Annotated in this window: 16 protein-coding genes; 4 read left to right on the top strand and 12 right to left on the bottom strand. The window is 56.1% G+C overall.

Translation table 11 applies throughout. The features are described 5' to 3' along the window. Positions 1-59: 59 nt before the first annotated feature. From RIB44_03280 to RIB44_03270, 3 genes are all read right to left on the bottom strand, one after another. Positions 60-551, bottom strand: coding sequence for a GspH/FimT family pseudopilin (locus RIB44_03280; GenBank protein ID MEQ8615597.1), 492 nt, complete (start codon positions 549-551; stop codon positions 60-62). Between the two features lie 127 nt (positions 552-678). Further along, positions 679-1935, bottom strand: coding sequence for a hypothetical protein (locus RIB44_03275; protein ID MEQ8615596.1), 1257 nt, complete (start codon positions 1933-1935; stop codon positions 679-681). After that, positions 1932-2708, bottom strand: coding sequence for an ABC transporter ATP-binding protein (locus RIB44_03270; protein MEQ8615595.1), 777 nt, complete (start codon positions 2706-2708; stop codon positions 1932-1934). The genes RIB44_03275 and RIB44_03270 overlap by 4 nt, the downstream gene beginning before the upstream one ends. Before the next feature lie 255 nt (positions 2709-2963). On the opposite strand from RIB44_03270, the gene RIB44_03265 reads away from it, so the two are divergent. Both RIB44_03265 and RIB44_03260 read left to right on the top strand, forming a co-directional pair. Beyond that, positions 2964-4559: a hypothetical protein gene (locus RIB44_03265; protein ID MEQ8615594.1), complete on the top strand. Its 1596-nt coding sequence runs from the start codon at positions 2964-2966 to the stop codon at positions 4557-4559. A 207-nt stretch (positions 4560-4766) separates the two neighbouring features. Then, a complete protein-coding gene (locus RIB44_03260; GenBank protein MEQ8615593.1) occupies positions 4767-4967 on the top strand; it encodes a hypothetical protein in 201 nt (66 codons plus the stop codon). Positions 4968-5013: 46 nt separating this feature from the next. On the opposite strand, the gene RIB44_03255 is transcribed toward RIB44_03260, so the two are convergent. Then, positions 5014-7098, bottom strand: a complete 2085-nt coding sequence (locus RIB44_03255; GenBank protein MEQ8615592.1) for a tetratricopeptide repeat protein — start codon at positions 7096-7098, stop codon at positions 5014-5016. 303 nt (positions 7099-7401) lie between these two features. On the opposite strand from RIB44_03255, the gene RIB44_03250 reads away from it, so the two are divergent. Continuing rightward, positions 7402-8340: a hypothetical protein gene (locus RIB44_03250; GenBank protein MEQ8615591.1), complete on the top strand. Its 939-nt coding sequence runs from the start codon at positions 7402-7404 to the stop codon at positions 8338-8340. Between the two features lie 47 nt (positions 8341-8387). Here RIB44_03250 and RIB44_03245 read toward each other — a convergent pair whose 3' ends face one another. Then, entirely contained in the window at positions 8388-10130 is a 1743-nt protein-coding gene (locus tag RIB44_03245; GenBank protein ID MEQ8615590.1) for a hypothetical protein, read from the bottom strand. Between the two features lie 225 nt (positions 10131-10355). Further along, positions 10356-10679, bottom strand: coding sequence for a thioredoxin (gene trxA / locus RIB44_03240; protein MEQ8615589.1), 324 nt, complete (start codon positions 10677-10679; stop codon positions 10356-10358). 346 nt (positions 10680-11025) lie between these two features. Between trxA and RIB44_03235 the strand changes: the two genes are divergently transcribed. Next, positions 11026-11604 (top strand): thioredoxin family protein, encoded by a 579-nt coding sequence (locus RIB44_03235; GenBank protein ID MEQ8615588.1) that lies wholly within the window; start codon positions 11026-11028, stop codon positions 11602-11604. Positions 11605-11681: 77 nt separating this feature from the next. Here the strand turns inward: RIB44_03235 and RIB44_03230 are convergent, their stop codons facing one another. From RIB44_03230 to RIB44_03205, 6 genes are all read right to left on the bottom strand, one after another. Continuing rightward, complete coding sequence (locus RIB44_03230) at positions 11682-12800, bottom strand: YbdK family carboxylate-amine ligase (GenBank protein MEQ8615587.1); 1119 nt, start codon at positions 12798-12800, stop codon at positions 11682-11684. Positions 12801-12863: 63 nt separating this feature from the next. After that, on the bottom strand, positions 12864-14081 hold the full coding sequence (locus tag RIB44_03225; GenBank protein MEQ8615586.1) for an amidohydrolase: 1218 nt from the start codon (positions 14079-14081) through the stop codon (positions 12864-12866). A 65-nt stretch (positions 14082-14146) separates the two neighbouring features. After that, positions 14147-15019: an MqnA/MqnD/SBP family protein gene (locus RIB44_03220; GenBank protein ID MEQ8615585.1), complete on the bottom strand. Its 873-nt coding sequence runs from the start codon at positions 15017-15019 to the stop codon at positions 14147-14149. 176 nt (positions 15020-15195) lie between these two features. Beyond that, entirely contained in the window at positions 15196-15681 is a 486-nt protein-coding gene (locus RIB44_03215) for a flagellar export chaperone FliS (GenBank protein MEQ8615584.1), read from the bottom strand. A gap of 38 nt (positions 15682-15719) precedes the next feature. Next, positions 15720-18848 carry a flagellar filament capping protein FliD gene (fliD, locus tag RIB44_03210; protein ID MEQ8615583.1) on the bottom strand — a complete coding sequence of 1043 codons (3129 nt, stop codon included), beginning with the start codon at positions 18846-18848 and terminating at the stop codon, positions 15720-15722. Positions 18849-19167: 319 nt separating this feature from the next. Then, positions 19168-21276, bottom strand: coding sequence for a flagellin (locus tag RIB44_03205; protein ID MEQ8615582.1), 2109 nt, complete (start codon positions 21274-21276; stop codon positions 19168-19170). Positions 21277-21624: the final 348 nt, after the last annotated feature.

Here is a 21624-nt window from a genome sequence, read left to right as displayed (position 1 = left end):
TTGTAGCCGCGATTCTACGAATCGCCGGAAACCCTGGGGATAACTCTAATTCGTAGTGGCTAATTCGTAGTCGTCGTTGTTTGCATTTCGGTATCCCCCGCATCATCAACGTTGACGGTCCGTGTCTCGCCAGGCGATTCCAACACCACCGAACCGGTCGCCGTGGGCCGTCCGTAAATGTCAAACGTCACACTCTCAGCCCCGCCGAAGTCCGCAGAGATCAAGGTCACTTCCGCTTCCGACATATTCGCCCGAAAATCTTGCCCAGGACGGTCCGCACCACTGACGCCGGTCATTTCGTAGCGCTGGTTCGTGACATCAAAGTTAACCGTCACCGCCTGACTGGTCCGTTGGGCTTCCGAAGCGGCATAAGCGAGGTCCGCCTCCAACTCCCGCGCCGCCAAGTCCGCCCGATACTGCGACACCGCCGTCGAGTACTTCGGCGCAGCAACTGCAGCCAATATTCCCACGACCAGCATCACCATGATCAGCTCGATCATGGTAAAACCGCGGAGCGGGCGTCGGGCGACGAGAGAGCGTTCGCTGGGCATAAGTCACTACCAGGGGTTTCAGGTCGAACGGGAGTTCGAGCTTCAACTCAAAGGTAGCTCACGAACGCAGAGTCGGTGGCCAGCCGGAGCTCGTGCATTCGGTAGAACCGGTGCGATTGGAACCGTGTTAGGAGCGGTTGGCAGCGGAAGGAGTGCTCGACTCATTGCGGCTGCTCAAGGATGGCGGCGAAGTCGACATCCGGAACCCGCCAGTGAGTCGCCACTGCTCAATTGAGGGACTGAGACCCAGAGCAACCGCCATGGGAATCACGGTGCCTAGAAAACCGACTGTCGGAAGAGACAGCGTGAGCTTTGGCAACAACAACGAAAGGGTGATCCCCACAAGCATCGTGATGATCGGGGTGACGTAGATCCGATCGTAGTCGAGAATAAGCCAACGCCCAGTACGAAGTCTTGCCCACCACGAGAGCGGACTTCCGCAACGGTGCCGGTAACAAAGGAATCGAACGATAGCGAAAATTACTCCGAACGTCAGTGGGATTGCACTCTTGATTAGAACGAGCATCTCTTGAATTTCTTGAGCCTCAAGGATTCCATCGCGGTCGATAATCAGCATAAACGCAAGGAGCAGGCTAGCGACGATCCACCCGAGTAGCGAAGCCTCTCCGAGAACCTTTTTGTAATTCACAGCCGTCTCTCCGCTGAGAGAATCCCAAGGATGAACGCGCGGAGAAATCGTTCCGCGCAACGGATTCTCAACAAACGCATTCTTATTGGAAAAGCTTGCCTGCTTCCAACGTGGCAGTCCGTACCAAGGGAATAGGCTGAGCGTTCTATTCCAGCCCAACGCTAGAAGAATCGCGATCACGACTAAGCAACTTCCGATCGGAAGTGCACTCTCGGAAAGAATACTCCTCAACGCCAAGTAGGGAATCAAGGCGGCAAGAGCCACCGTTAATCCCGCTAGGAAGTCTTGGCCGCTGGCAAAGTTCAAGCGGCCAATCAACCAGCCATAGGAGGCGATGAAGGCCATCGGCGCAAGCATGTAGCGATGCTCGCCGCCCATCATGATCGCAAGCAGAATGACACACGCCCAATCCACGACCGTTAGCCTAACCGGCCCCAGCGGCAGCGGTTTATCAGGTGTCCAAGGCGTCGACACAAGCCACTCTCGGTAGTCCGCACGGCAAGCCGGATTGAAGAACATCGCACGGTAGGCACCGCAGGCGAATAGTCCAAGGACAATGGTGAAATCGGCAAACGGCAGGGTCTCGATATCTCCAGGGTCCCCGACGATTCCCAGCGTGACGAGCGTCGGCCAGCCCCATTCCAAGACTCTCGCGATCCCGACGGTCAGAAACAAGAGGCACCAGGGCATGAGCAGGTGCATCAGTTGCGGTCGCTTTCGAAAGAAGCGAGTCATTGTTCCTCCACGAAATAGCTTTCAATGTTTTCCATCGCATTAGGATCAAGCATCAACTGCAGCGCTTCTTCTAAACTCTCCCCGCCCCCCGCCGCACGCTTGATATTTTCCACCGTGTCAAACGTCGCGAGGCGGCCTTCGCTGATGATGGCGACGCGGCTAGAAAGTTCTTCCACGAGCTCTGGCACAGGCGTGGTCATCACGACTGTCACCTGTTGGTCATCGGCGAGGCGTTTCAGGACGCGTTTGAGCGCAAGGATTCCCGCCGGATCGAGGCCGCCGGAGAAGGGTTCGTCGAGCAGCAGATAGGGAGCTTCGGTGATCAGCACACTCGCCAGGGCGATCTTCTTCTGCTGGCCGGCTGAGTAGCTGGAAATCGGCCAGTCCCCTTCTTTGGCCAGATGAAACAACTTGAGCAAACGCTCCGCGTGGTCCATGGCACCGCTGGCGGGGATGTCATAGAGCTGGGCGGCAGCGAGCAGGAAATCACGACCCGTCCAGGAAGTGGGCAGCCAAGGCTTGTCGGGCAGATAGGCGACCTTCCGACGAATCTCCAGTTCCCCTTCGGGCGAACTGCGTCGTCGCACGCCGTCGAACTCAACGTGCCCTTCTTGCGGTGCGAGAATGCCCGCCAAGGCTTGAATGAAGGTGCTCTTGCCCATCCCGTTGGGGCCGAGCACGGTGATCAGTTCGCCGGTGGTGATCTCCATCGAAATGTCGATCAGCACGGGGCGAACGCTGTAATGTTGCGTCAGATGAACTACGCGAATCATGGGATCCTGTGGTTGGTTGACGGAGAATGCTTCTGAGGAGCTATTCGCTGAGACGCGATGAGTATAGCCGAAAATCGCTGATGATCTTGCCAGGATTCGGCCTGCGAACTCGACCTAGTGACAAACATGAAGAAATCCAGCCCCACTCACTACACCACTACTTTTTCCTCCGGTTCGCGAACGCCAAAACTTGGCCCGACGACGCCAGCAGACTATTCTGGGTTCTAACCGCCCTGCTCTTCTTCGATGTTTTCCATGTCACGCACCTGTATGTTTCGCACCAAGTCCTTGCAGTTCGAGTCACTCGAGTCGCGGCGATTACTTGCTCTGACTTCACTCGGCGACGAACTCCGTGTGAACGACCGTGTCCAAGGGCTGCAAACGGCGCCCGCCGATGCTGATGCGGTGGCGGCGTTCACTGCCGGAGGATTTGTGGCCGCTTACTCGGGCGTGTCGTTCACCGATCGTGCTGGCGTTTCGGTGCGACGGTTTGACTCTGAGGGTGCGGAAATCGGTTCGCGCATCCAAGTGAACACCAGCATCCAAGGGCTGCAGCACGAAGCCGCCGTGGCGACGCTCGACGATGGTACATTCGTTGTCGCCTGGTCGGGACGCGGGCACGGCGACAAGCGAGGCGTGTTCGCGCAGTGGTTCGATAGCGACGGCGAAAAGATCGGCACCGAAGTGTTGGTCAACCAAACAACCGGCGGCGTGCAGTCCGCTCCGCAACTTGCTTCCCTGGGCAACAGCGTCGCAATTGTCTGGCAAGGCGTTGGAGCTCGATCAGGTGAGGAAGACGTTGATGGGGTTTTCCTACGAACCTTCGATGACCAGGGGAACCCAACGACTGACGAGCAGCGCGTGAACTCGACGACCGAGGATCAACAAGTCGATCCGTCCCTCGCCGCCAACTCGGACGGTACCTTGTTAGTGGCTTGGAGCAGCCGCCACCAAGATGGCAGCGACTGGGGCGTGTTTGCACAACGGTTCGCTATGGACGCGACTTCTGAGGGTGGCGAGCTACCCGTAAACACGACTACTCTTGGCAGTCAGCAGAAACCGAGCATCACCGCGTTGACCAATGGCGAGTTCCAAGTCGCCTACCAGAGTCGCAACGCCGAGGTGACCAACGAAACGATTCTTTCACAAGGTTTCACGTCAGCAGGCGCGACTTCTGGCGTGGAAGTTCAGCTCGACGACGGTGCGGAGAGCCTCCGCCGCGACGTGGCCTTGGCGGCGATTCCTTCCGGTGGTTTTGTCGCCGGCTGGGCGAGTGGTGTGCCTAATGATGATGGCTGGGAAGTGAAGCTGCGCGACTTCGATGCCGATGGCACAGCGCTCGCCGACGAAGTGTTCAGCCATCCGACGCTCTTCGGCCCGAATTCTGGCACTCAAGCCTCCCCGTCACTCGCAGCAAACGCTGGGGGACAACTGCTCGCCGCCTGGGTCGGCCAAGGGACGACTGATCGCCGCGGAGTTTTCGCTCAGCGATTCATGACGGATGGTGAAATCGACAATGGCGAGCAACAGCCACCCGATCTGGCGGAAATCCCCAACCAAACGATTGCCGCGGGCGAAACGCTGATGCTCACGCTCACGGCGACCGATCCCAACCCGCTGGACTTGCTCTTCATCCAAGTTGACGAGGATGTTTCGCCGCCGAACGTGATGATCAACCAAACAGATTTCACCGCAACGGGCACCACAGCGACCCTCACCTGGGAATCTTCGGAAAGCGACGCGGGTAGCACATTCACCTTCCGCATCCTGGTGACCGACGACGGTGTGCCCACACTCGCGGATGTGGAAGAGTTCACGGTGACGATTGGCGAAGCCAGCGACGAGGGGTAGCTACGTTCGCCAGAACGTGGATGAGCAAGAGTTGAGCCCGCCAACGCTGCGATTCACCGTCTGGCGACTTCTTTCTATTGCGTTATTTGGACAATATCCCGAGGGGATTTCACCCTACAGCCCAGGGTTGGCCCATCGCGAGCGACAGCGAGTGTGGGCCTACCCTGGGTCAGCGGTCGTCAATCATAATCGACCGAGCAACAAGTCATGAGTACCGAAAAGCATCGGCGAGGTCGAAACGGGAAAGGTGACCTCGGCTCTTTGCAACCTCGCCAAAGTGCCGCCGGTAACCAGACCTTGTTGCTCGGTCGCTCGTTCAATCTCCATTTCAACCCAGGGTGGCGATCCTCCTCGCTGGGGCTCGGTGGGTCTTACCCTGGGCTGAATTACGAAACCCCTTCGGGGTAAAGCGGTGTGAAACCGACAGGTCCGGCAACGGTGGCTGCACTGCCTTCTACGGGACCAGCATCTCGAGCGCCAACCTAAGTTGTTCGGAATCTGGAATGACTTCTAACCCCGCGCGAACAGTTGCTACTGCAGCCTCCGAGGTCCCCAACGCATCGTATGAGAACGCGAGATTCACGTAGTGTTCTTCATTGTGTGGTTGTAGGCGCACACACGCCTGAAAAGCTTTAGAGGCATTTTGCCAATCGCCAAGCTGGTAGAGAGCTTCGCCAAGCAACCGTTGCAGTTCGACCTCGCTAGGGGCTTCTGCGACAGCCTGCCTCAATTCCTTGGCTGTCTCCTGGTAGGCCACTCGCGCCTGCTCTCTTTTCCCCAACGTTGCCAAGAGATCACCCACGATCAGCCGATTGCGATAGTCACGCGGGTTCTCATTGATAACCATTTGAAGTTGCTTGAACGCATCATATAGGCGATTCTGTCGGCGATAAAACTCGGCTAAATATTGCGGCGGTTCCAAACGGTTCGGCTGCCGACGAATAGCTTCTAGGAGTGTTTCTTCAGCCCTGTGTGATTCTCCTAATCGCTCGTAGGCATAAGCCAGGTCGATTGCTGGTTTCCACTGGTTGGAGTTGCGTGCAATTAGCGGTTCCAGTAATTCCAGTACCTTGTCGTTACGCTTAGCCGCTAGGAAAACAGAAGCGGCTTCTACATGAAGTTCGCTGGAGTGCGGGCGCATTTCGACCACTTCATCAGCCAACTTAGCTGCTAGCTCTATCTGTCCATTTGTCAACGCATTACGACTATTAAGTATCTTTGCCTCCGGGAGTTCGGGCGTGAGTTCCATCAGCCCTTCACGAACCGCCTGCTCGCGCTGATGCGTTTCGGCACGCAAGATTTTTCGTTCGCTCCACAGCAGACCTGCCGCTAATGCGACAAAGATCGACCATTTGGCAGCGTGCTTGACAGCGGGAACTGAAAGCTCGAGCCGCGAAGTCGTACCGTCTTCGTCCGTAAGGTTCGCTTGCGTCCGGCGGTCGCTCACTTTCCAGATGAATCCATCAAAGTAGAAATGCAGCAGAGAAGAAGTGACGAACAACGCGAACAGCAGTTGATAGGCATTGTTGCCGTCGCTCGTGTAAATGTAGCTGCTGGCGTCGCCCGTGAAGTAACGAATCGAACTGTAAGCCGCGATCAAAGCCAGGTAGATGCCCAACATCGTATAGCGATCGCGGAACAAAAAGCCGAGCCAGCCGAAGCGTTCGCCCGCTCGTTCAAAGAGCCGTCGATTGTAGATCCACACGATCGCGTAATACTGGACTGCGTGGTAGATCTCGAACATCGCGAGACCGATCAGCAGGTTCGTTGAGAGCAGCCCGGTGTACCAATAAAACCCACCCGTGGTCAGAGCAAGCAAGAGCTTGGCGAAATTCAGCGGTCGTCCGCCACGCCAGCGAGTTACCAGATTCAACAGATACAACACACCAACGATTGCTCCCGCAGAACCTGCCACCCAACGGGCGCCGTTCAACCATTCCGGCCCAAACACAGGAAGCCCTGCTTGCCACATTGCGTTGGCAATGCCAAACATTCGCGAGTCGCTAAACACAACGCCCGCGATGAAGATCACCAAGCAAAGCGCATGATCGAGGCGAGCTTCGCGGCTGGCGGTTTCTCCGAGCTTCACATCGTAGATGCGCATGAAGCCGTAAGTCTGCATCAGTCCGTGCCAAGTGCCCCACACGAGGAGAATCAATTCGAGCCCGTGTAGGTGCGTCCAAGGAAGCCCTAATCCTCTTGCCAGCCAGTCGGGTGGAGAGAAAAGCAAAGCCAGTGCAAACAACAAGGGCGGAGCAAGCAGAAATCTCCAACGGAACCGTGAGAAGAGCTCTCGATCCCCATAAGCTCGCATGAAACCGGGCAAGTGATGGCCGAGCGAAGCGAAGGAAATAACGGCTAGGGAGACGGCCTCGGGCGACCAACGGTTTCGAGCCAGGATCACCAGCGGGATGATCAATACCGGCGTTGCCACCAGGTAAAGCAAATCCCAGGACGGGGAAATAATCCAAACCCTGCGAGTCGAGCCATCCCGGGCTGCTTGATTCTGGGAAGCAGGCTGTACGGCAACGCTGGACACGGGAAATCGACCTAGTTTCGTCGGGGATTCGCAAACTCAGAACGCGGCGAGAGGCCTTGGCCGGTCTAACCATTATGACACGCACCAGCGGCCCGGGCAGGTGCCGAGGGCTCCCAGACCTACTGGAAACCAAGGCTTTTGCTTGGATTTCCCGCCTGCTCTGTTTATGCTGGGTATACGGCCAACTGGCAGAATCTCGGTGCCCAGGCGGTCACTTTGCCAGGAACCTCGATCACAATCGCTGGCTAACTAGTCGGAACTTCCACCCGCAAAAACCTTTGTCTAGGTTTAGGAACGATGAGAATGCGAACTTACCGAATCCTCCCGATGCTCACCCTCGCGGCTTTGCTGGTCGTTGAAACGATGCCAGGTGGTTTGCCGATGGCGAAAGCTGCACCCGGTGGTGCCGCTAAAGCTGACACAACCGACGCTGACCCATCAAAACCGGTCGATCTTTTCGACGCGATGGATCAAGACCTCGTCGACGTGAAGTTCGTCGCGCGTAGTGCCAGCAAGGGACGCATCGTGATGACCAATCGCACCGATCAACCTCTGAACGTCACAATTCCTGACGCCTTTATCGGCGTCCCCGTCCTCGCTCAGTTCGGCGGCGGTGGCGGAGGGCTCGGAGGCGGTGGCGGCGGCTTTGGGGGCGGCGGTGGCGGTCAACAACAAGTTGGTGGCGGCGGTGGCGGATTCGGCGGCGGTCGCGGTGGTGGACGAGGTGGCGGACGCGGCGGCGGGTTTAATATTCCTCCCGAGAAGATTACGCGTGTGGATGTGCCCCTGCTTTGCCTAGAACACGGCAAGCGTGACCCAAGCTCGAGCAAGCCTTACGAGATTCGCCCCATCGAGAACTTTATCGATCGCCCTGAAGTGATCGCGGTTGTGAAAGCCTTCGGCGACGGAGAACTTCCCTCAGGTGCAGCCCAAGCAGCCATCTGGCATCTCAATAACGACATGAGCTGGGACCAACTTGCATCGAAGTTAACCGGCACAGTCCGGCACCCTGTTCGTCATCCTTATTTCAGTGGCCAGCAAATCAAGGCAGCGATGGCCATCTCGCAACGAGCCCGTCAAATGACTGCAGGACAGAAGGTAACGCCACGGAAGTCGCTGCGTGAGGAAGTCGAAGAAGTCTCGCCTGGCGAGGTCTCCCCCGGTGAAGCCGAAGCTGTCGAAGAAGCAGAGCCGGTAGAAGAATCGAGCGAGGAAACGGAAACCGTTGCCGTCGCAAGCTAGAAGCTACAATACAAGCACGAAGCGCAAGCAAGTGATTTGTATTTGAGCTAAGCCGCTCTAGAACAGTTCTCCGGCAACTCGGCATGGCGGAGTTCTGCCAATAGCTGCTGCTTCTCGTCGCGAAACTGCTTTCGCTCGGTTTCCCAACCTTGTAGTTGCTGCTCGAAGCTACGGGCCTGTTCGTTCAGTTCTTGCTCTCTAGCAACCAACCGAGCCGCTTGCTCTTCGAGATCTTTCTCCCTGATTTGGGACCACCGTTGCAGTTCTCTCGAACGTTCACTGAGGCGATCATGCTGCTCATTCAGTTCGATGCGTAGCTTTTCCAACTTCTCTCGCTGGGCTGTGACTTCGTCGGCAGCAAGCTGGAAGTGATCGGCAATTCGACCTCGAACGATCGCTATTGATCGGGTAAGCGTTGCAGGAGCGAGAACTCCCTGCAATTGCTGCCAAGTTTCTTCGGTAGCGAGTCGCATCTCCAATGCTTCGCGTTGCGTTTTTCTGAGCTCCGCAGAAAGCAGCTCGCACGCTTGCTGCCTCTGATCAAGTTCTGCCGAGCGAAGATCGAGTTCAGCCGTCCGTGCGTCGGCGTCTCGCTGAAGGGCTTCTCGCTCCTGCTCGATCGAACGACGCTCACGCAAAACTCGCGATTCGAACTCGCAACGGTGTGATTGAAAGCTTTCAACTTCTGCCGCATGTTGTTGATGCTGCTCAGCCAACAGTGCCTCAGCATTATCCAGATACTTGCTCCGCATCTGAAACTCAGCCGCCTGCTGATCAAGCTGGGAGACTCGTTCTTCCACGATTCCTAACCGCTCGAATCGTTCGATTGCGGTTTCGATTTCACGCTGCCTTACCAGTAGACGCTCCTTCGCCTCCTCCAACTCACTCGATCGCTCCTCTTGCTCCTTGACTTCTCGCTGGAACTCGGCCCGCTGAAACTCTGCCTCACTCGCCTGTTGCTTCAAGTCTTCTTCTGTTTTCGCGAGCAAAGCTTCCCGTTTCGTTAGATCGGTCTCGCGCTCAAGAATCGCTTCCTGAACCCGGTCCAAGGCCAATCGTTGCTCGCCATGCCGTTCCTGTTCGACATAGAAGGCAGCTTCCCTTTGATCGAGCTCACGCTGACGTTCCTCGAACTGAGCACGTGCCGTCTCACATTCCTCTTCCTTCGTACGGCAGGCGGCTCGCTGGAAATCGAGAGCATCGTTCTTGGTCTGCTGTTCCGTGAGAGCTATTTCGAGCTCGAGTTGCAGCTTGGTGACCTTCTGCTCGCGAGCTTCTACCTCTGCGAGCCGTTCAGAAAGACCGTCGGCCTCAGTAAGTAGCTCCTCGGCGGCTTCCCGCTCTTGCCTAAGTTCCTCTTCGTGCTGACAGGCCTTTTCTTCGCGTTCGCGAAGCTCGTTCTCGCGATCTTCGATCCATAATCTTGCGTTGCGTATGCGCGTATCGAATTCTGCTTCCTGCGAATTCAAGCGTGATTCGCGTCGGTCAACATCGCTGAGTTGTTGCTGAAGGCGATCTGCCAAATCAGCCGCGTGTTGGGCCAGCAACTGAGGAGATCCGATGAGCTTTGGCTTGCGAGCCGGCGCATCATTGTCCTCGCCAGAATTCAAAGGCAGCGGCGAGAGAGAACCTTCAGCGCCGACAGTTGCCGTTTGAGGCACCTTGAGCGCAGGAGCTGCGACCGCTGTCCCCTCATCCGTGTGACGCATGGGATGGGCGTCGTCGATGCGTAACTCTGCGGAAGTCTTTCCGTCGGAGACCTCGGCTGATTGGTTAGGTTCAGTTGCCATCGCTAGCTCTCTTGTCGCTCGATCAAGCGTTATGCGCAGCCACCTGCGCACCGTCCACCTTGTCTTCTTCATCGACTAGGTCGCTTGGTAAACTTTGTTGATTACGACGATTTTTCAAGCGAGCAATGCTAGCATGGTCGTTTTACCAGACGAGCAAGAAAAAAGCCCGCCGCGAACTCTAGCTCGCAGCGGGCTTACGATATTGTTTGATGGTTAAGCCGTGCTCTAACCCTTGGCGGCATCAATCGCCTCTTGCAGGCGGGCCTTTGGCTGGACGCCTACGAAACGATCGACCACTTCACCATCTTTGAAAACCATAATGGTGGGAATGCTGCTCACGCCGTAGTTCTGTGCTGCGTTGGGCGCGTCGTCGACGTTCAGCTTCGCCACCTTGGCCGAGCCGGTATTCTCGCCTGCGAGTTCCTCGACCACGGGAGCGATCTGGCGGCAAGGTCCGCACCACGGGGCCCAGAAATCGAGCAACACGGGCTCAGAGGATTGAGCAACTTCGCTCTCAAAGTTCTCGTCGGTGATTTCCAATACGCCCATGACTGGCCTCTTTCTCAAAAAAATCTGGCTGAGACGGCACTTCTAGCTGGCTTGGCTAGCAATAAAGCCCCGTCGTTAGATTTATCTACGTGTTAACTTAGGAAAGGGTTCGGCAGGGTCTGCAGGGGCTCAAAGCTCCTCCAGCCTTCCTAGCCGGACGATCCCAGCGAAGGGCAGATTATCGGACTGCATGGCGTTTCTGTCAACGCGTCGCCGGGGGATTCAGCCGACGAAGAACCGGCAATGCAGAGAATCCCTGCTAGCCGATTGCCCGTTAGCCATGGTGCGTAATAATCAAGGACCATTTGGCACCACGTATTTCCGTCAGTTTTGAGGAGTTCTCGAGATGGTTCGCACCCCCAGCACCATGCTATCACTTGGCACCAGTGCCCCCGATTTTTCGCTCATCAACGTCGACGGAAAGATGGTCTCCAACGCGGATTTCCAAAATGCAAAGGGGCTGCTCGTGATGTTCATCTGCAACCATTGCCCCTACGTCAAGCATGTGGCCGACCAACTCGCTTTGCTGGGTGCCGAGTATTTGCAGAAAGGTGTGGCTGTGGTTGCCATCAGCTCGAATGACGTCTCTAACTACCCAGCCGACTCGCCGGAGCAAATGGTGGCCGAAGCGGAAGAGCGCGGCTACCAGTTCCCGTATCTCTACGACGAAACACAAGAAGTGGCTAAGTCCTACCGAGCCGCCTGCACGCCCGACTTCTTCCTGTTCGACGGCGAGCAAAAGCTGTACTACCGCGGCCAGCTCGACAGCAGCCGCCCAGACAGCGGTATTCCCGTGACGGGAGAAGACTTGCGAGGAGCGCTGGATGCGTTGCTAGCTGGAGAACCCGCACCTGAAGGGCAAATCGCGAGCCTCGGTTGCAATATCAAGTGGAAGCCTGGTGAAGAGCCCCCGTATTTTAAGTAGTTCGGTTTTGGCTAAATAAGATGGCTTGAAGCAAGCTGGAAGCGCAAGTCATCTGCTCATCCGTACCTCCAAGCATGCTAAGAAATCCGCGACTCGTCGGTCAGTTGTCTCACCATTGCGACTTGATCCGCCAAACCTTCGCTTAATGAGCGCTGCCGACTCGCCCAGCTTGGCTGCTGCGCCATCTTCGAACAGCGCGCTAGGTAGTCTGAACAGTTCAACTCCTGGGCAATTGGATCAAGCTGAGCACAGAGCCGCTGGGTAACGGTGGCGACTGAATTGACCTCAAAAGAGTAAGAGTCCACAAGCTGGGCCTCGCGCCCAAAGCGGGCGGCTCGCCATTTGTTTTGAGCAACCATCATCGGGTGGCAATCGTGCTGATAAGCTCCTTCATCGATTTCGTTTGAGAGAGCCTTCACTAAGCACTGCACTAAGGCGGCGATATTGAGCGTGTCCTCCAAGTTGCCCGGCATGTCGCAGACGCGCACCTCCACTGTACCGAAGTTATGATGCGGACGGACATCCCACCAAATTTCGCGGATCGTATTGATGAAACCCGTTTCTTCCATGTGGCGAACGAGCCAGACATACTCGCTCCAGTTCCGCATCAGAGTAGGCAAACCGGCCGTCGGTAGTCCCTCCATGACCTTCGATCTCATCGACGCGAGCCCCGTATCGCGCCCGATCCAGTAGGGACTACTGCTGGAGAGCGCCAACAACGTCGGCAAGTGCCTCAGAATGCGATCACACACCATGACGGCCTTGTCGCCGGAATCCACGCCGACATGCACGTGCAAGCCAAACGTGATCAGCCGTCGTGCCAGATCCTGCAGCGACTCAATAAGGCCGTGATAACGCTCGTTGGGAGTCACACGCTGATCCGACCAATGCGAGAAAGGATGCGTCGCCCCCCACCAAAGACGATTCCCAGTTTCTTGAGCCGCTTTTTCAACTAAGAGCAACTTTGTTCGCAAGTCTTCGTCAGCTTCGGCAATCGTTTTGCAAACGCCCGTGTTTAGCTCCATGACCGACTGCATCAGCTCGGGCTTGAAACATTCTATTTCACCTTTGGGAAGTCGTCCGGCAATCTGCTCGAACGAGTTGGAGAGTTCCATCGTCTCCTCATCAACGATGCCAAGTTCAATTTCGATACCAATCGTAGGCTCAGGGTTCGAGCGAAAAGAGAGTTTAGGCATCGTGGCTACACCGTGCTAAGTGGGTTGCTTCGTCAACATCGTCAGACTCAAACTTGGAGTATTCTATGCCCCAAGCATGCCATCTTGCGGATGACAGGCTAGGATGACAGCATGTGCGATGATCTCAACACCTATCGGCAACGCAGCCTCATCAATATCAAACAACGAGGTATGCAGCAAAGTTGGATCGCCGGCATCTTTTCGCGTCCCCAGACGGAACATGGTCCCTGGACAATTTCCCAGATAGTCGGCGAAGTCTTCTCCCCCCATGCTCGGGCGATTGATCGTCTGAATCTGACTACAATCAAGAATTGACGCGGCAGCGGATTCAACGAGCTTCGTCACCGCCGAATCATTCATCACCGATGGGGTCCCTACAGGCAACGTCATCTCGATCCGGGTCTCGGTAATTTCCTCCACGCCGCGTAGCACCTGATGAATGTGGTCGATCGCTTTCTGCCGGACTTGAGCATCCAACGTACGCAGAGTTCCTTCGATTTCAACGTGATCGGGAATGACATTTGGATTCTCACCGCCCGCAATTCGGCCGATGGACAGGACCGTGCCATCGAGACTATCGTTGGCACGGGGGACGAATTGATACAACGAATTCACAAGTAGCGCGGTGGCGGCGATCGGGTCTTTCGACTCGTGGGGGCGAGCCCCGTGGCCGCCCTGCCCTTTGACGACGAACTTAATCGCATCGCAATTGGCGGTCAGTGCGCCGGTGCGGATGCCAATCGTCCCGACCGGGCGTACCGGGTCAACATGCAGCGCGAAGATCGCGGCAATGTCCTTGAGGGCTCCCGCTGCGACCATTGCTTTCGCCCCCGTGGCCGTCTCCTCCGCGGGCTGCAGAATCGCTCGCCAACTGATCGGCCAAGGCAAGTCGCCAGCTTCCTGTAATTTGCTTAATGCGGCTGCGACCCCATAAGCGATCGTCGCGTGCGCGTCGTGTCCACAAGCATGCATAATGCCCGCATTTTGGCTGCGATAGGCAACCGTCTTCTCATCTTGAATTCGCAGAGCATCAATGTCGCCACGGAAAGCGATTCGTTGGTCGAGATCAGGCTCACGATTATCCGCGAGCACCCCACAGCCCTCTGGGCCCATCGTCACGGACAGTCCTAGTGATTCGAGCCGCTGATACAAAAGCAGGCTCGTCTGTAGTTCGGAGCCGCTTGGTTCAGGGTGCGAATGCAATTCGCGTCGCATCTCAACCAGATCGACCGCGATCTCCGAGACGTGCTTGTGCAGAAGTTGTTGCCAGGCTTTGGGCATAATGAGCAAAACGGGCGAGTGTGAAGTACAGGAGTCTGTACAAGACTACCACACGCTTCATTTTGCTACAGATCAACGAACTCGGGAACGACCAGTTCAGGAAGAATTCCTTGCTCGTGCCCCATTGCTAAGAACTTGGCGACCGATTCGCGTCCCTTGGGGCCAAAGTCGAGCGTCCAATCGTTGACGTACATCCCGACAAATTTGTCCGCCTTCGCGTTGTCTAAGTCGCGACCGTACTGCAGAGCATAGTCGAGGGCCTCTTGGCGGTTTTTCAAGCCATAGTCGATTGACTCATGAAGCAGCTTTTGGACATCGTTAATGACCGCCTCGCCCAGGTCCTTCCGAATCGCATTCGCCCCCAACGGCAAAGGCAGACCGCCGGTGAGTTCGCCCCACCAGATGCCAAGGTCGACGATCAACTTCAGGTCTTGATCGCCGTAGGTGAGTTGGCCTTCGTGGATGATCAGGCCCGCTTCGATCTTTTTGCCGTCGTACTCACCGGCTTCAACGGCGTTGAGAATCTCGTCAAAGGGAACCAGGACGTAATCAAAGTCTTCGCCCAAGCACATCCGCAGTGAGAGAAATGCGCTGGTCAACTTCCCAGGCACGGCAATGGTTCGTGTTTTCAAGTCCTCAACGCTGCACTCGTCACGAGCCACTACCATCGGACCGTAGCCATCGCCCATACTCGCTCCGCAGGAGCACAACAGATACTTGTCGTGCAGAAAAGCGTACGCATGAATGCTGACAGCGGTGAGCTCCAACTCGCCCGTGAATGCCCGTTGGTTCAGCATCTCGATATCGACCAACTCGTGTGTGAAGTGGTATCCTTCGGTCTCGATGCACTCGTTCGCCAGCGCATGAAACATAAATGCGTCGTCAGGATCGGGGCTATGGCCAACGCGAATTAGCTGTTTGGTTTCGGTACTCGACACGAGGGGCCTCGGTTGGATTGCTGAGGGAGATTCAGGACCGACTAATGATAAAGCAGCAATCATTGGCTCGCTAGAGCCAGGACGCGATTGCTCTCCATGACTAACCGCAAGGCCTAGGGAGCTTTTCACTAGCTCAACGAACGGCTAACTGAGTCGATACCGCAGTCAATCGAGAGCTACGCTTGAAAGGAGAAGCTCTGCGCCGGCTCACCGGCTGCAGCCGGTGCCGTGCTGAGATGCGGCGTCGGAACACGCTGGGTGGAAGCTGGCTGGTCGCCAACTGTCTCGGCTGCCAACTTATCACACGCCATTTTCCAAGTTTCTCGCTCATAGGCGAGTAGCGTCATCGCTTTGTCGAACCGCTTCAGATCGTTGTTGATCCGACTCGCCGCGATCTCCCGGAAGAGGAAGGCGTACTGCTCTTCCAACTGCTTAGCAACAGGCTCTTGGCTTCCAGAGACACCCATCACGATTGCCTCGATGATGTCCAAGGCACGCCCCAGGTAGCGCTCCGTCTCGACATGGTCCATCGTCTCTGCCCACGCCTTACGTGCCTTCGTACCAAAACGCAAAGCACCGTCGAACAACATCAACTGAAGTTCCGGTTGCGAGGCTGTTGTCACTTTGGAATTAAGGTATTGAGCTTGGGTATTCTGAGACATGGCGGGGATAGATCTGGGCTTGGAGGGAGTAATCAAGTTTAAGAGCTACTTGCGCTCACTAACGGCGGGAGGGGTTGCAGACTGGCTAATGCAGACTGATTTTGCTGCAGACTCGATATCACTTGCTCAAGCTGGAAAAACTCAAGCAGCAGCCTTTCTCGTTGACGCTCGAGCGAAGTTTCAAACTGTTCGAGCCTTGTGTTGTTCGAGTCGATCGTACGCTGCAGGGACTCAACACGGCGATCCAGGAGGGAGTTATCCTCGCCCGAAAGCCGATCAAGGTCTCTGTTAAGTCGGGCAACGATGCCGTTCTCCTCGTCGGTGAAGAGACGTTCGATGCTGCCAGGATTATCGGCGAAGGCGGTTTGTAGCTGCTGCGTGTCTAGTTCTAACTTGCCGTCTTGTGTGACCGAGAGGCCGATCTCTTCAAGTGCTTGAAAGTCGCCTACGCCGAAGTACCTTGCGGTTATCGTTTGTGAGAGACTTAGGTCAACCTGCAATGCCTCATTCGTCCCGAACAGAAGCCCGGTGCTAAGATCATCTTCGTTGAAGTCGGTTAGTTGGTCGAGATCGTCTCGGATCGCGTTGTAGGCAGAAACCAAGTCGCCCACGGCATCGACAAGTGCGGTATCACTTTTGGATACGGAGATGGTTATTGGCGTCTCGCTCGCTTCTTTCACCGTGACATCGACGCCGCCGACAATCCCTTCAAATTCATTGTCACTCGAACTGACGAGAATACTTCCGGAAGCTCCCGCGAATCCGCCATAGGCCAGCAGGGCATCTTGGGCTTTGGAAATTTCAGTGAAGCTTAGCGTGGTGGAGCCTGTGTCAATCAGTAGCTCGTTAGCTGCTCCCGACTCGTCAGCAATAATCGAAAGCCGGTAGCCAATGCCATCGAACACCGTCGACGCAGTGATGCCCGCATCCAAATCGTTGATTCGCGCGGCGAGTGCCTCAAGCCCTTGCTGTGCGGAATTGCCGGCGTCGAAAGTCCCCAGACCGTTGATCGTTTGCTGACCGGAAACGGTGGTCACCGGTTGATCGAGCCGGAGATCGCTAACAACGCTTGAATCGTTAAACGCGGTGACGGATAAGCCTTCAGTACCACCCGCTGTATCGGTTAGTAGGATTCCGGTCCCGGCGCTATTGATCGATGCCGTCACTCCGACATTGAAGGCGGATGCCTTAGCGTTGATTGTGTCGATCAGTTCCCCGACCGTGGTGACGCCGGACTCACCCTCAGAGAGGTTGATCGCAATAACATTTCCGCCATCGGAGTCAGCAATCTGAAACGACCCACGGGCGACGCCAGAACCGTTGTTGAGATCTTCCAGCAAAATGCTCTCACCAGTCGTGGTGAGGTTGCTGACATCGATCGTTTTCACGGCTGTGCCGTCGATTACCTGGGTATCTTCGCCATTGATGTCGCGAGTTTCGGTGCCACCGGTCAAGCGGAGCGACTCGGCGATATTGCCGCTGATGTCTTCGAGACCCAACGAACTGGTACCCGTTCCTTCATCGATGATTAGCAGGCCATCGCCGGTGTCGTTAATCCGCGCCGTCACAGAAGTCGAAAGGGCATTGATCGCGTCAATCACGTCGCCCACCGTGACTGCTTCCGAGCCGGGATTGTTTAAGTCCGCCGCACTCGTCACACCGTCACTATCGGTGACTCGAATATCACCGAGGGTGACCCCTTCGCCACCATTCAACGAAGAGAGCAATGTCGCTTCGCTGAAGGTCTGGCGATTAAGCGTCCCGCTGTTCACGCTGCTGACCGCATCGTCGATGCCGATCCCCAAGGCTTCAACCGTCTCGTTCGCATCGCTGTTGACAATCGTGAGATTCCCGACTCCAGCAGTGTTGTCGACGATACTGATGCCGTTGCGAGCCGAGTTGACGGAAGCCGTGACATCCGCCCCTCCAGCATTGATCGCGTCGACGATCTCGCCCAAGGTTTCCGCTGAACTTAGATCGACAAGCCCACTTGTCCCGTCGCGATCGGTGATCGTGATGTCACCCAGCGTCGCCCCGGCACCTGCGTTGAGACTTGAAACCAACGTGTCGGCCAACCCGGAGACGAGCCGCTCGCCTGTAACGGTCGCTCCGGTATCGGAATAAACGATTCCAAGGTCCTCAGCAGCGCTACTTCCGTCAGCACTCTCCACGGTGAAGGTCCCGCCCCCAGCGGTCAGATCGGATAACTCGAGCCGATTGCCGTCAGCAGAAATCGTCGCGGATAGGTTTCCCGGCGAGGCCGCGTTAATCAGGTCAACGACCTCACCCAAATCGGTTGCTGTGCCGAGATCGATTTCAATCGGATCGGAGCCGTCCGACAGGTTGACGGTCAAGTCCGTACTTCCCGCGGCGGAAAGTCGAACCCCGTTGCCATCGTTCAGGAACGTTAGCTTTGTGTCGTCGTAGAGCGTGAAGACATCCGCTCCGGTAGCCGTGTCGGCAGCTACATTGATTGAGCCAAGCCCAAGATCGGCGGCGGTCGTTCCTCCTCCAACTTCAGCGACACTCAGGTTTCCCACGCCGCCTGAGGAGTCGGCGAGTACGAGCGTATCTCCAGCAACACTAGCAGTGACGTCGATCTCTGTGCTTGCATTGATCGTCTCAACCACGTCGTCGATCGAAAGAGCAAAGCTCAAATCGATAACCGCTTGATCACCACTGCGGTCGGTTATCTGGATCTGGCCACGCTCGACACCGGCCCCTGCATTGAGTTCTTCGAGAGAAATCCCCTTATCGACGAACCCACCAAATCGCAGCGTGAAACTTCCGCTGCCCAATTCGCTTTCGAGATCCTCGAAGCGATCGCTAATCACTTGGTGCGAAGAAGCGACTCTAACGGGCTGCAGGAGAAACTCACCCGCAGGCGGAGTGACCCCAGAAGGGACAAAAGCCGTCAGTTTTTCTTCATCGCTCGATACCGTATCGCGTGCTTGGTAGACGCTTAGCGAGTTGAGTTTATTGATGGAGAACTCGAAGCTCGCCAATCGCGTGCTTAGCGTGTTGATCGCCCCTTGTTGTGACAACAGATCTTGCGTGCGCGCTTGCAAGAGGTCGCGCGGACGACCCGCTACGCTCATCAACTGATCAACCGTGTCGGTGATCGGCAGACCGGTGATCAAACCTACGTTGGAAGTAATACGACCCATAGGACGCAATCGTTACTTTTAATTGAAACTGCACGGAAGGATGGAAGCAGTCGTTCGGGCGGGAACTGAGAGCCGCTGGGCACGTCAGCCATCTCAATCCTAGGTTACGAATTGGCCGTCTGCCGCCGCGCGCAGCCACTTCGCTGAACCTAGAAACTAGGCCTATCGGTGCTATCGGCGAGAATTGCCTGATCGCTAGAGTCTATCTGAGCTGGTTCCCACAAATCCGCGCATGAAAAAACCGACCCGCCATCCGAGGATGACAGGCCGGTTTGCGTTATCGTTACCGCTTAAGCGGCCTGGCTTCTCGTATCCGAGTTTATCGGAGGAGAGCCAAGACGTTCTGCGGGTTCTGGTTGGCGATCGAGAGGACCGTCGTACCAGACTGAACCAGAATCTGAGCCCGCGTCAAAGCGGCAGATTCTTCGGCGAAGTCCGCATCGCGGATAGTGCTCTCCGCTTCAGTCAGGTTGACCAAAGTGTCATTAAGAGCGTTCTTGTTCGTCTCAAGCGTCGTTCGTTGGAACGCACCGAGTCGACCACGAAGGCCCGTCACTTGGTCAATCGCTTCTTCAACGATCTGAGCAGCCGTATTGGCGTCAGTTGCCAGAGCGGCGGTACCACCTGTACCGAGCTGGAACAACTTACCGCTTGAGCCACCCAAACGGGCAGTGTTCACCGAACCAATACCCAGACGAGCCTGCTGATTGCTTACCACGTCAGGGCCTAGTTGGAACAGAGCACCACCGTCGGTGATCGAGAAGCTGGCTGTACCGGTGAAGCCGGCAGTCAGCGTCGCTTGAAGATCAAGTGAAGCAGTGTTGATCGAGATGTTATTGCCATCTCCTGTTGCAACAACACCGTTGAGCGTGGCGACAATGTCGGTACCGACAGCACGCTGTCCGTCAGCGATTGCGGTAGTAAAGGTACCAGCCGCAGTGGCTCCTGTACCTTCGCTTAAGACATTGATGTCGACAAGCGAATCGCTACCGTAGGTGCTGGAGGTCAGCTCAAGGGTTGTGCCGTTGGCAGTTGCCGTGACACCAGTGGCATCGCTAACAAGGTTGATACCTTGAACAACGTCGCTGATGTCGGTGTTGGCACCGAAGCTCAGAACTTCTGAACCATTTGAGCCAGAGACTTCGAGAACAACATCGTTCTCAAGACCACCGGCCGAAACAAAACCACTGAATGCTGCGAAAGTCGGCTCAGTCTCAGTGGCGCCATTGTAGTTGCCATCACCGGAACCAACGGCCAATGTCGCATCGTAGGTTCCCTCGGCATCAATCGCTGCTACAACCGCCGAGAGTGCCGTGACGCCCGTGTCGTTTACTGTAATGGTCAGGTTTCCGCTACCATCAACTGCTGCAGTAGGAGCAGTCGTTGTCACTGCCGCTGACTCTACGAACGTAACTGTGGCTCCGTCTGCATCAACGCTGATATCAGACGACACAAGCGAGATCGTTGACGAACCAGCGTCACGGCCATCAGTAGTGACAGATGTGGTCGAAGCGGTAACCTGAGCGGCACTCACCGTAGCAACAGAGCCACCAGTAGCCGATGCAAATTCAGCTTCGCCTGCAATCGCAGCAGCAATGTCATTCGTAGTAGCAACACCATCAGCCTGTGTTACGTCGACGGTCAGAACGCCAGTGCCGGAGTTGTAAGACGCGGCGGCACCAGCTTGGCCGAAGTTAACCGCAATGCCTGTGATGCCGTTGTAGGTATCACCCTCACCAGCAGCACCGGTAACAGTAAGCGTGTCACCCGAAAGCCCGATGTCAAATACGACGTCCACTTCCGTATTTGAGGTAACGCCATTCGTCGAAGAGCCAACTGCAGTAGCCGTAACTGGAATGTTGGCGACGTCGACCTGGGCTTGGGTCGCGGCAGTCGTGACTTGAATGTCTACGCTAACAGAACCGGTCGCACCAAGGTTTGCTTGATCGATCTTCAGGTCGGAGACGTTCGAGAAGTTCGCTCCTGCCGAAGTGATGAAGTCCAACGATCCGTCAAGCAGACGGCGACCTTGGAACGTGGTGGTTTGAGCGATACGATTCAACGCTTCCAGCGAGCTGTCAAGCTGCAACTGGTTAGCAGCGATTTGCTCATCAGAAAGAGCACCCGCGTTGGCACTTTCAGTGACCAGACCACGGATGTCGTTCAACAGCGAGCTAACCTGACCCAGCGAGCTATCAGCGGTAGCGATAACCTGAACGGCTCGCTCCGTATTGCTGATCGAACGACGGATCGCAGTAATGTCGCTACGCAGGTTTTCGCTAGCGATCAAACCAGCAGGATCGTCCTTACCGGTGTTAATCCGCAAACCGGTGGACAACCGTGTGAGGGCTTCATTCAGGCCCGCATTCGAACGACCCAAAGTGTTTTGGGCCACGAGCGAGCTTACGTTCGTGTTAATTCTTGACATTGTGCTTTACACCCCTGTCGTGAAAATGATTCGTCTGTCAACTTTTCATCTCGTTGCTGCGGGGAGCAGTCGTCGGAGGTGATTGGTTGACCTTTCGTACGGCGCCGAGGACCTTGCCTCGCAGTTTTCACCGCTATGGGCGACCGCCTTGTTGCAAGGCAATCGCGACGATCCTCGGCATCCTCGCCCTCTGTCGGGGGCTGCGCCGGAAAATCGGACCTAAAACCGTAGGTCGCAAATATGCGACATGCGCGTTTCATTTCGTAAATTTTCCGCCTCGGCCCCGTCGCCTATTGAATACTCACCAAACTGGGGGAGGGTGGGCATTCGCGGCAAAAGCGGATCGTC

It is taken from the genome of Lacipirellulaceae bacterium, from assembly GCA_040218535.1.
Classification (GTDB): Bacteria; Planctomycetota; Planctomycetia; order Pirellulales; family Lacipirellulaceae; genus Adhaeretor.
This window is presented reverse-complemented; position numbering and strand designations above follow the sequence as displayed.

Bases quoted from the DNA above. Each gene is read 5' to 3' on its own strand.
- RIB44_03265 (MEQ8615594.1), top strand. From the start codon at position 2,964: ATGTCACGCACCTGTATGTTTCGCACCAAGTCCTTGCAGTTCGAGTCA.
- RIB44_03245 (MEQ8615590.1), bottom strand. From the start codon at position 10,130: ATGGCAACTGAACCTAACCAATCAGCCGAGGTCTCCGACGGAAAGACT.
- RIB44_03280 (MEQ8615597.1), bottom strand. From the start codon at position 551: ATGCCCAGCGAACGCTCTCTCGTCGCCCGACGCCCGCTCCGCGGTTTT.
- RIB44_03275 (MEQ8615596.1), bottom strand. From the start codon at position 1,935: ATGACTCGCTTCTTTCGAAAGCGACCGCAACTGATGCACCTGCTCATG.
- RIB44_03270 (MEQ8615595.1), bottom strand. From the start codon at position 2,708: ATGATTCGCGTAGTTCATCTGACGCAACATTACAGCGTTCGCCCCGTG.
- RIB44_03215 (MEQ8615584.1), bottom strand. From the start codon at position 15,681: ATGTCTCAGAATACCCAAGCTCAATACCTTAATTCCAAAGTGACAACA.
- RIB44_03250 (MEQ8615591.1), top strand. From the start codon at position 7,402: ATGCGAACTTACCGAATCCTCCCGATGCTCACCCTCGCGGCTTTGCTG.
- RIB44_03205 (MEQ8615582.1), bottom strand. From the start codon at position 21,276: ATGTCAAGAATTAACACGAACGTAAGCTCGCTCGTGGCCCAAAACACT.
- RIB44_03260 (MEQ8615593.1), top strand. From the start codon at position 4,767: ATGAGTACCGAAAAGCATCGGCGAGGTCGAAACGGGAAAGGTGACCTC.
- RIB44_03225 (MEQ8615586.1), bottom strand. From the start codon at position 14,081: ATGCCCAAAGCCTGGCAACAACTTCTGCACAAGCACGTCTCGGAGATC.
- RIB44_03230 (MEQ8615587.1), bottom strand. From the start codon at position 12,800: ATGCCTAAACTCTCTTTTCGCTCGAACCCTGAGCCTACGATTGGTATC.
- fliD (MEQ8615583.1), bottom strand. From the start codon at position 18,848: ATGGGTCGTATTACTTCCAACGTAGGTTTGATCACCGGTCTGCCGATC.
- RIB44_03235 (MEQ8615588.1), top strand. From the start codon at position 11,026: ATGGTTCGCACCCCCAGCACCATGCTATCACTTGGCACCAGTGCCCCC.
- trxA (MEQ8615589.1), bottom strand. From the start codon at position 10,679: ATGGGCGTATTGGAAATCACCGACGAGAACTTTGAGAGCGAAGTTGCT.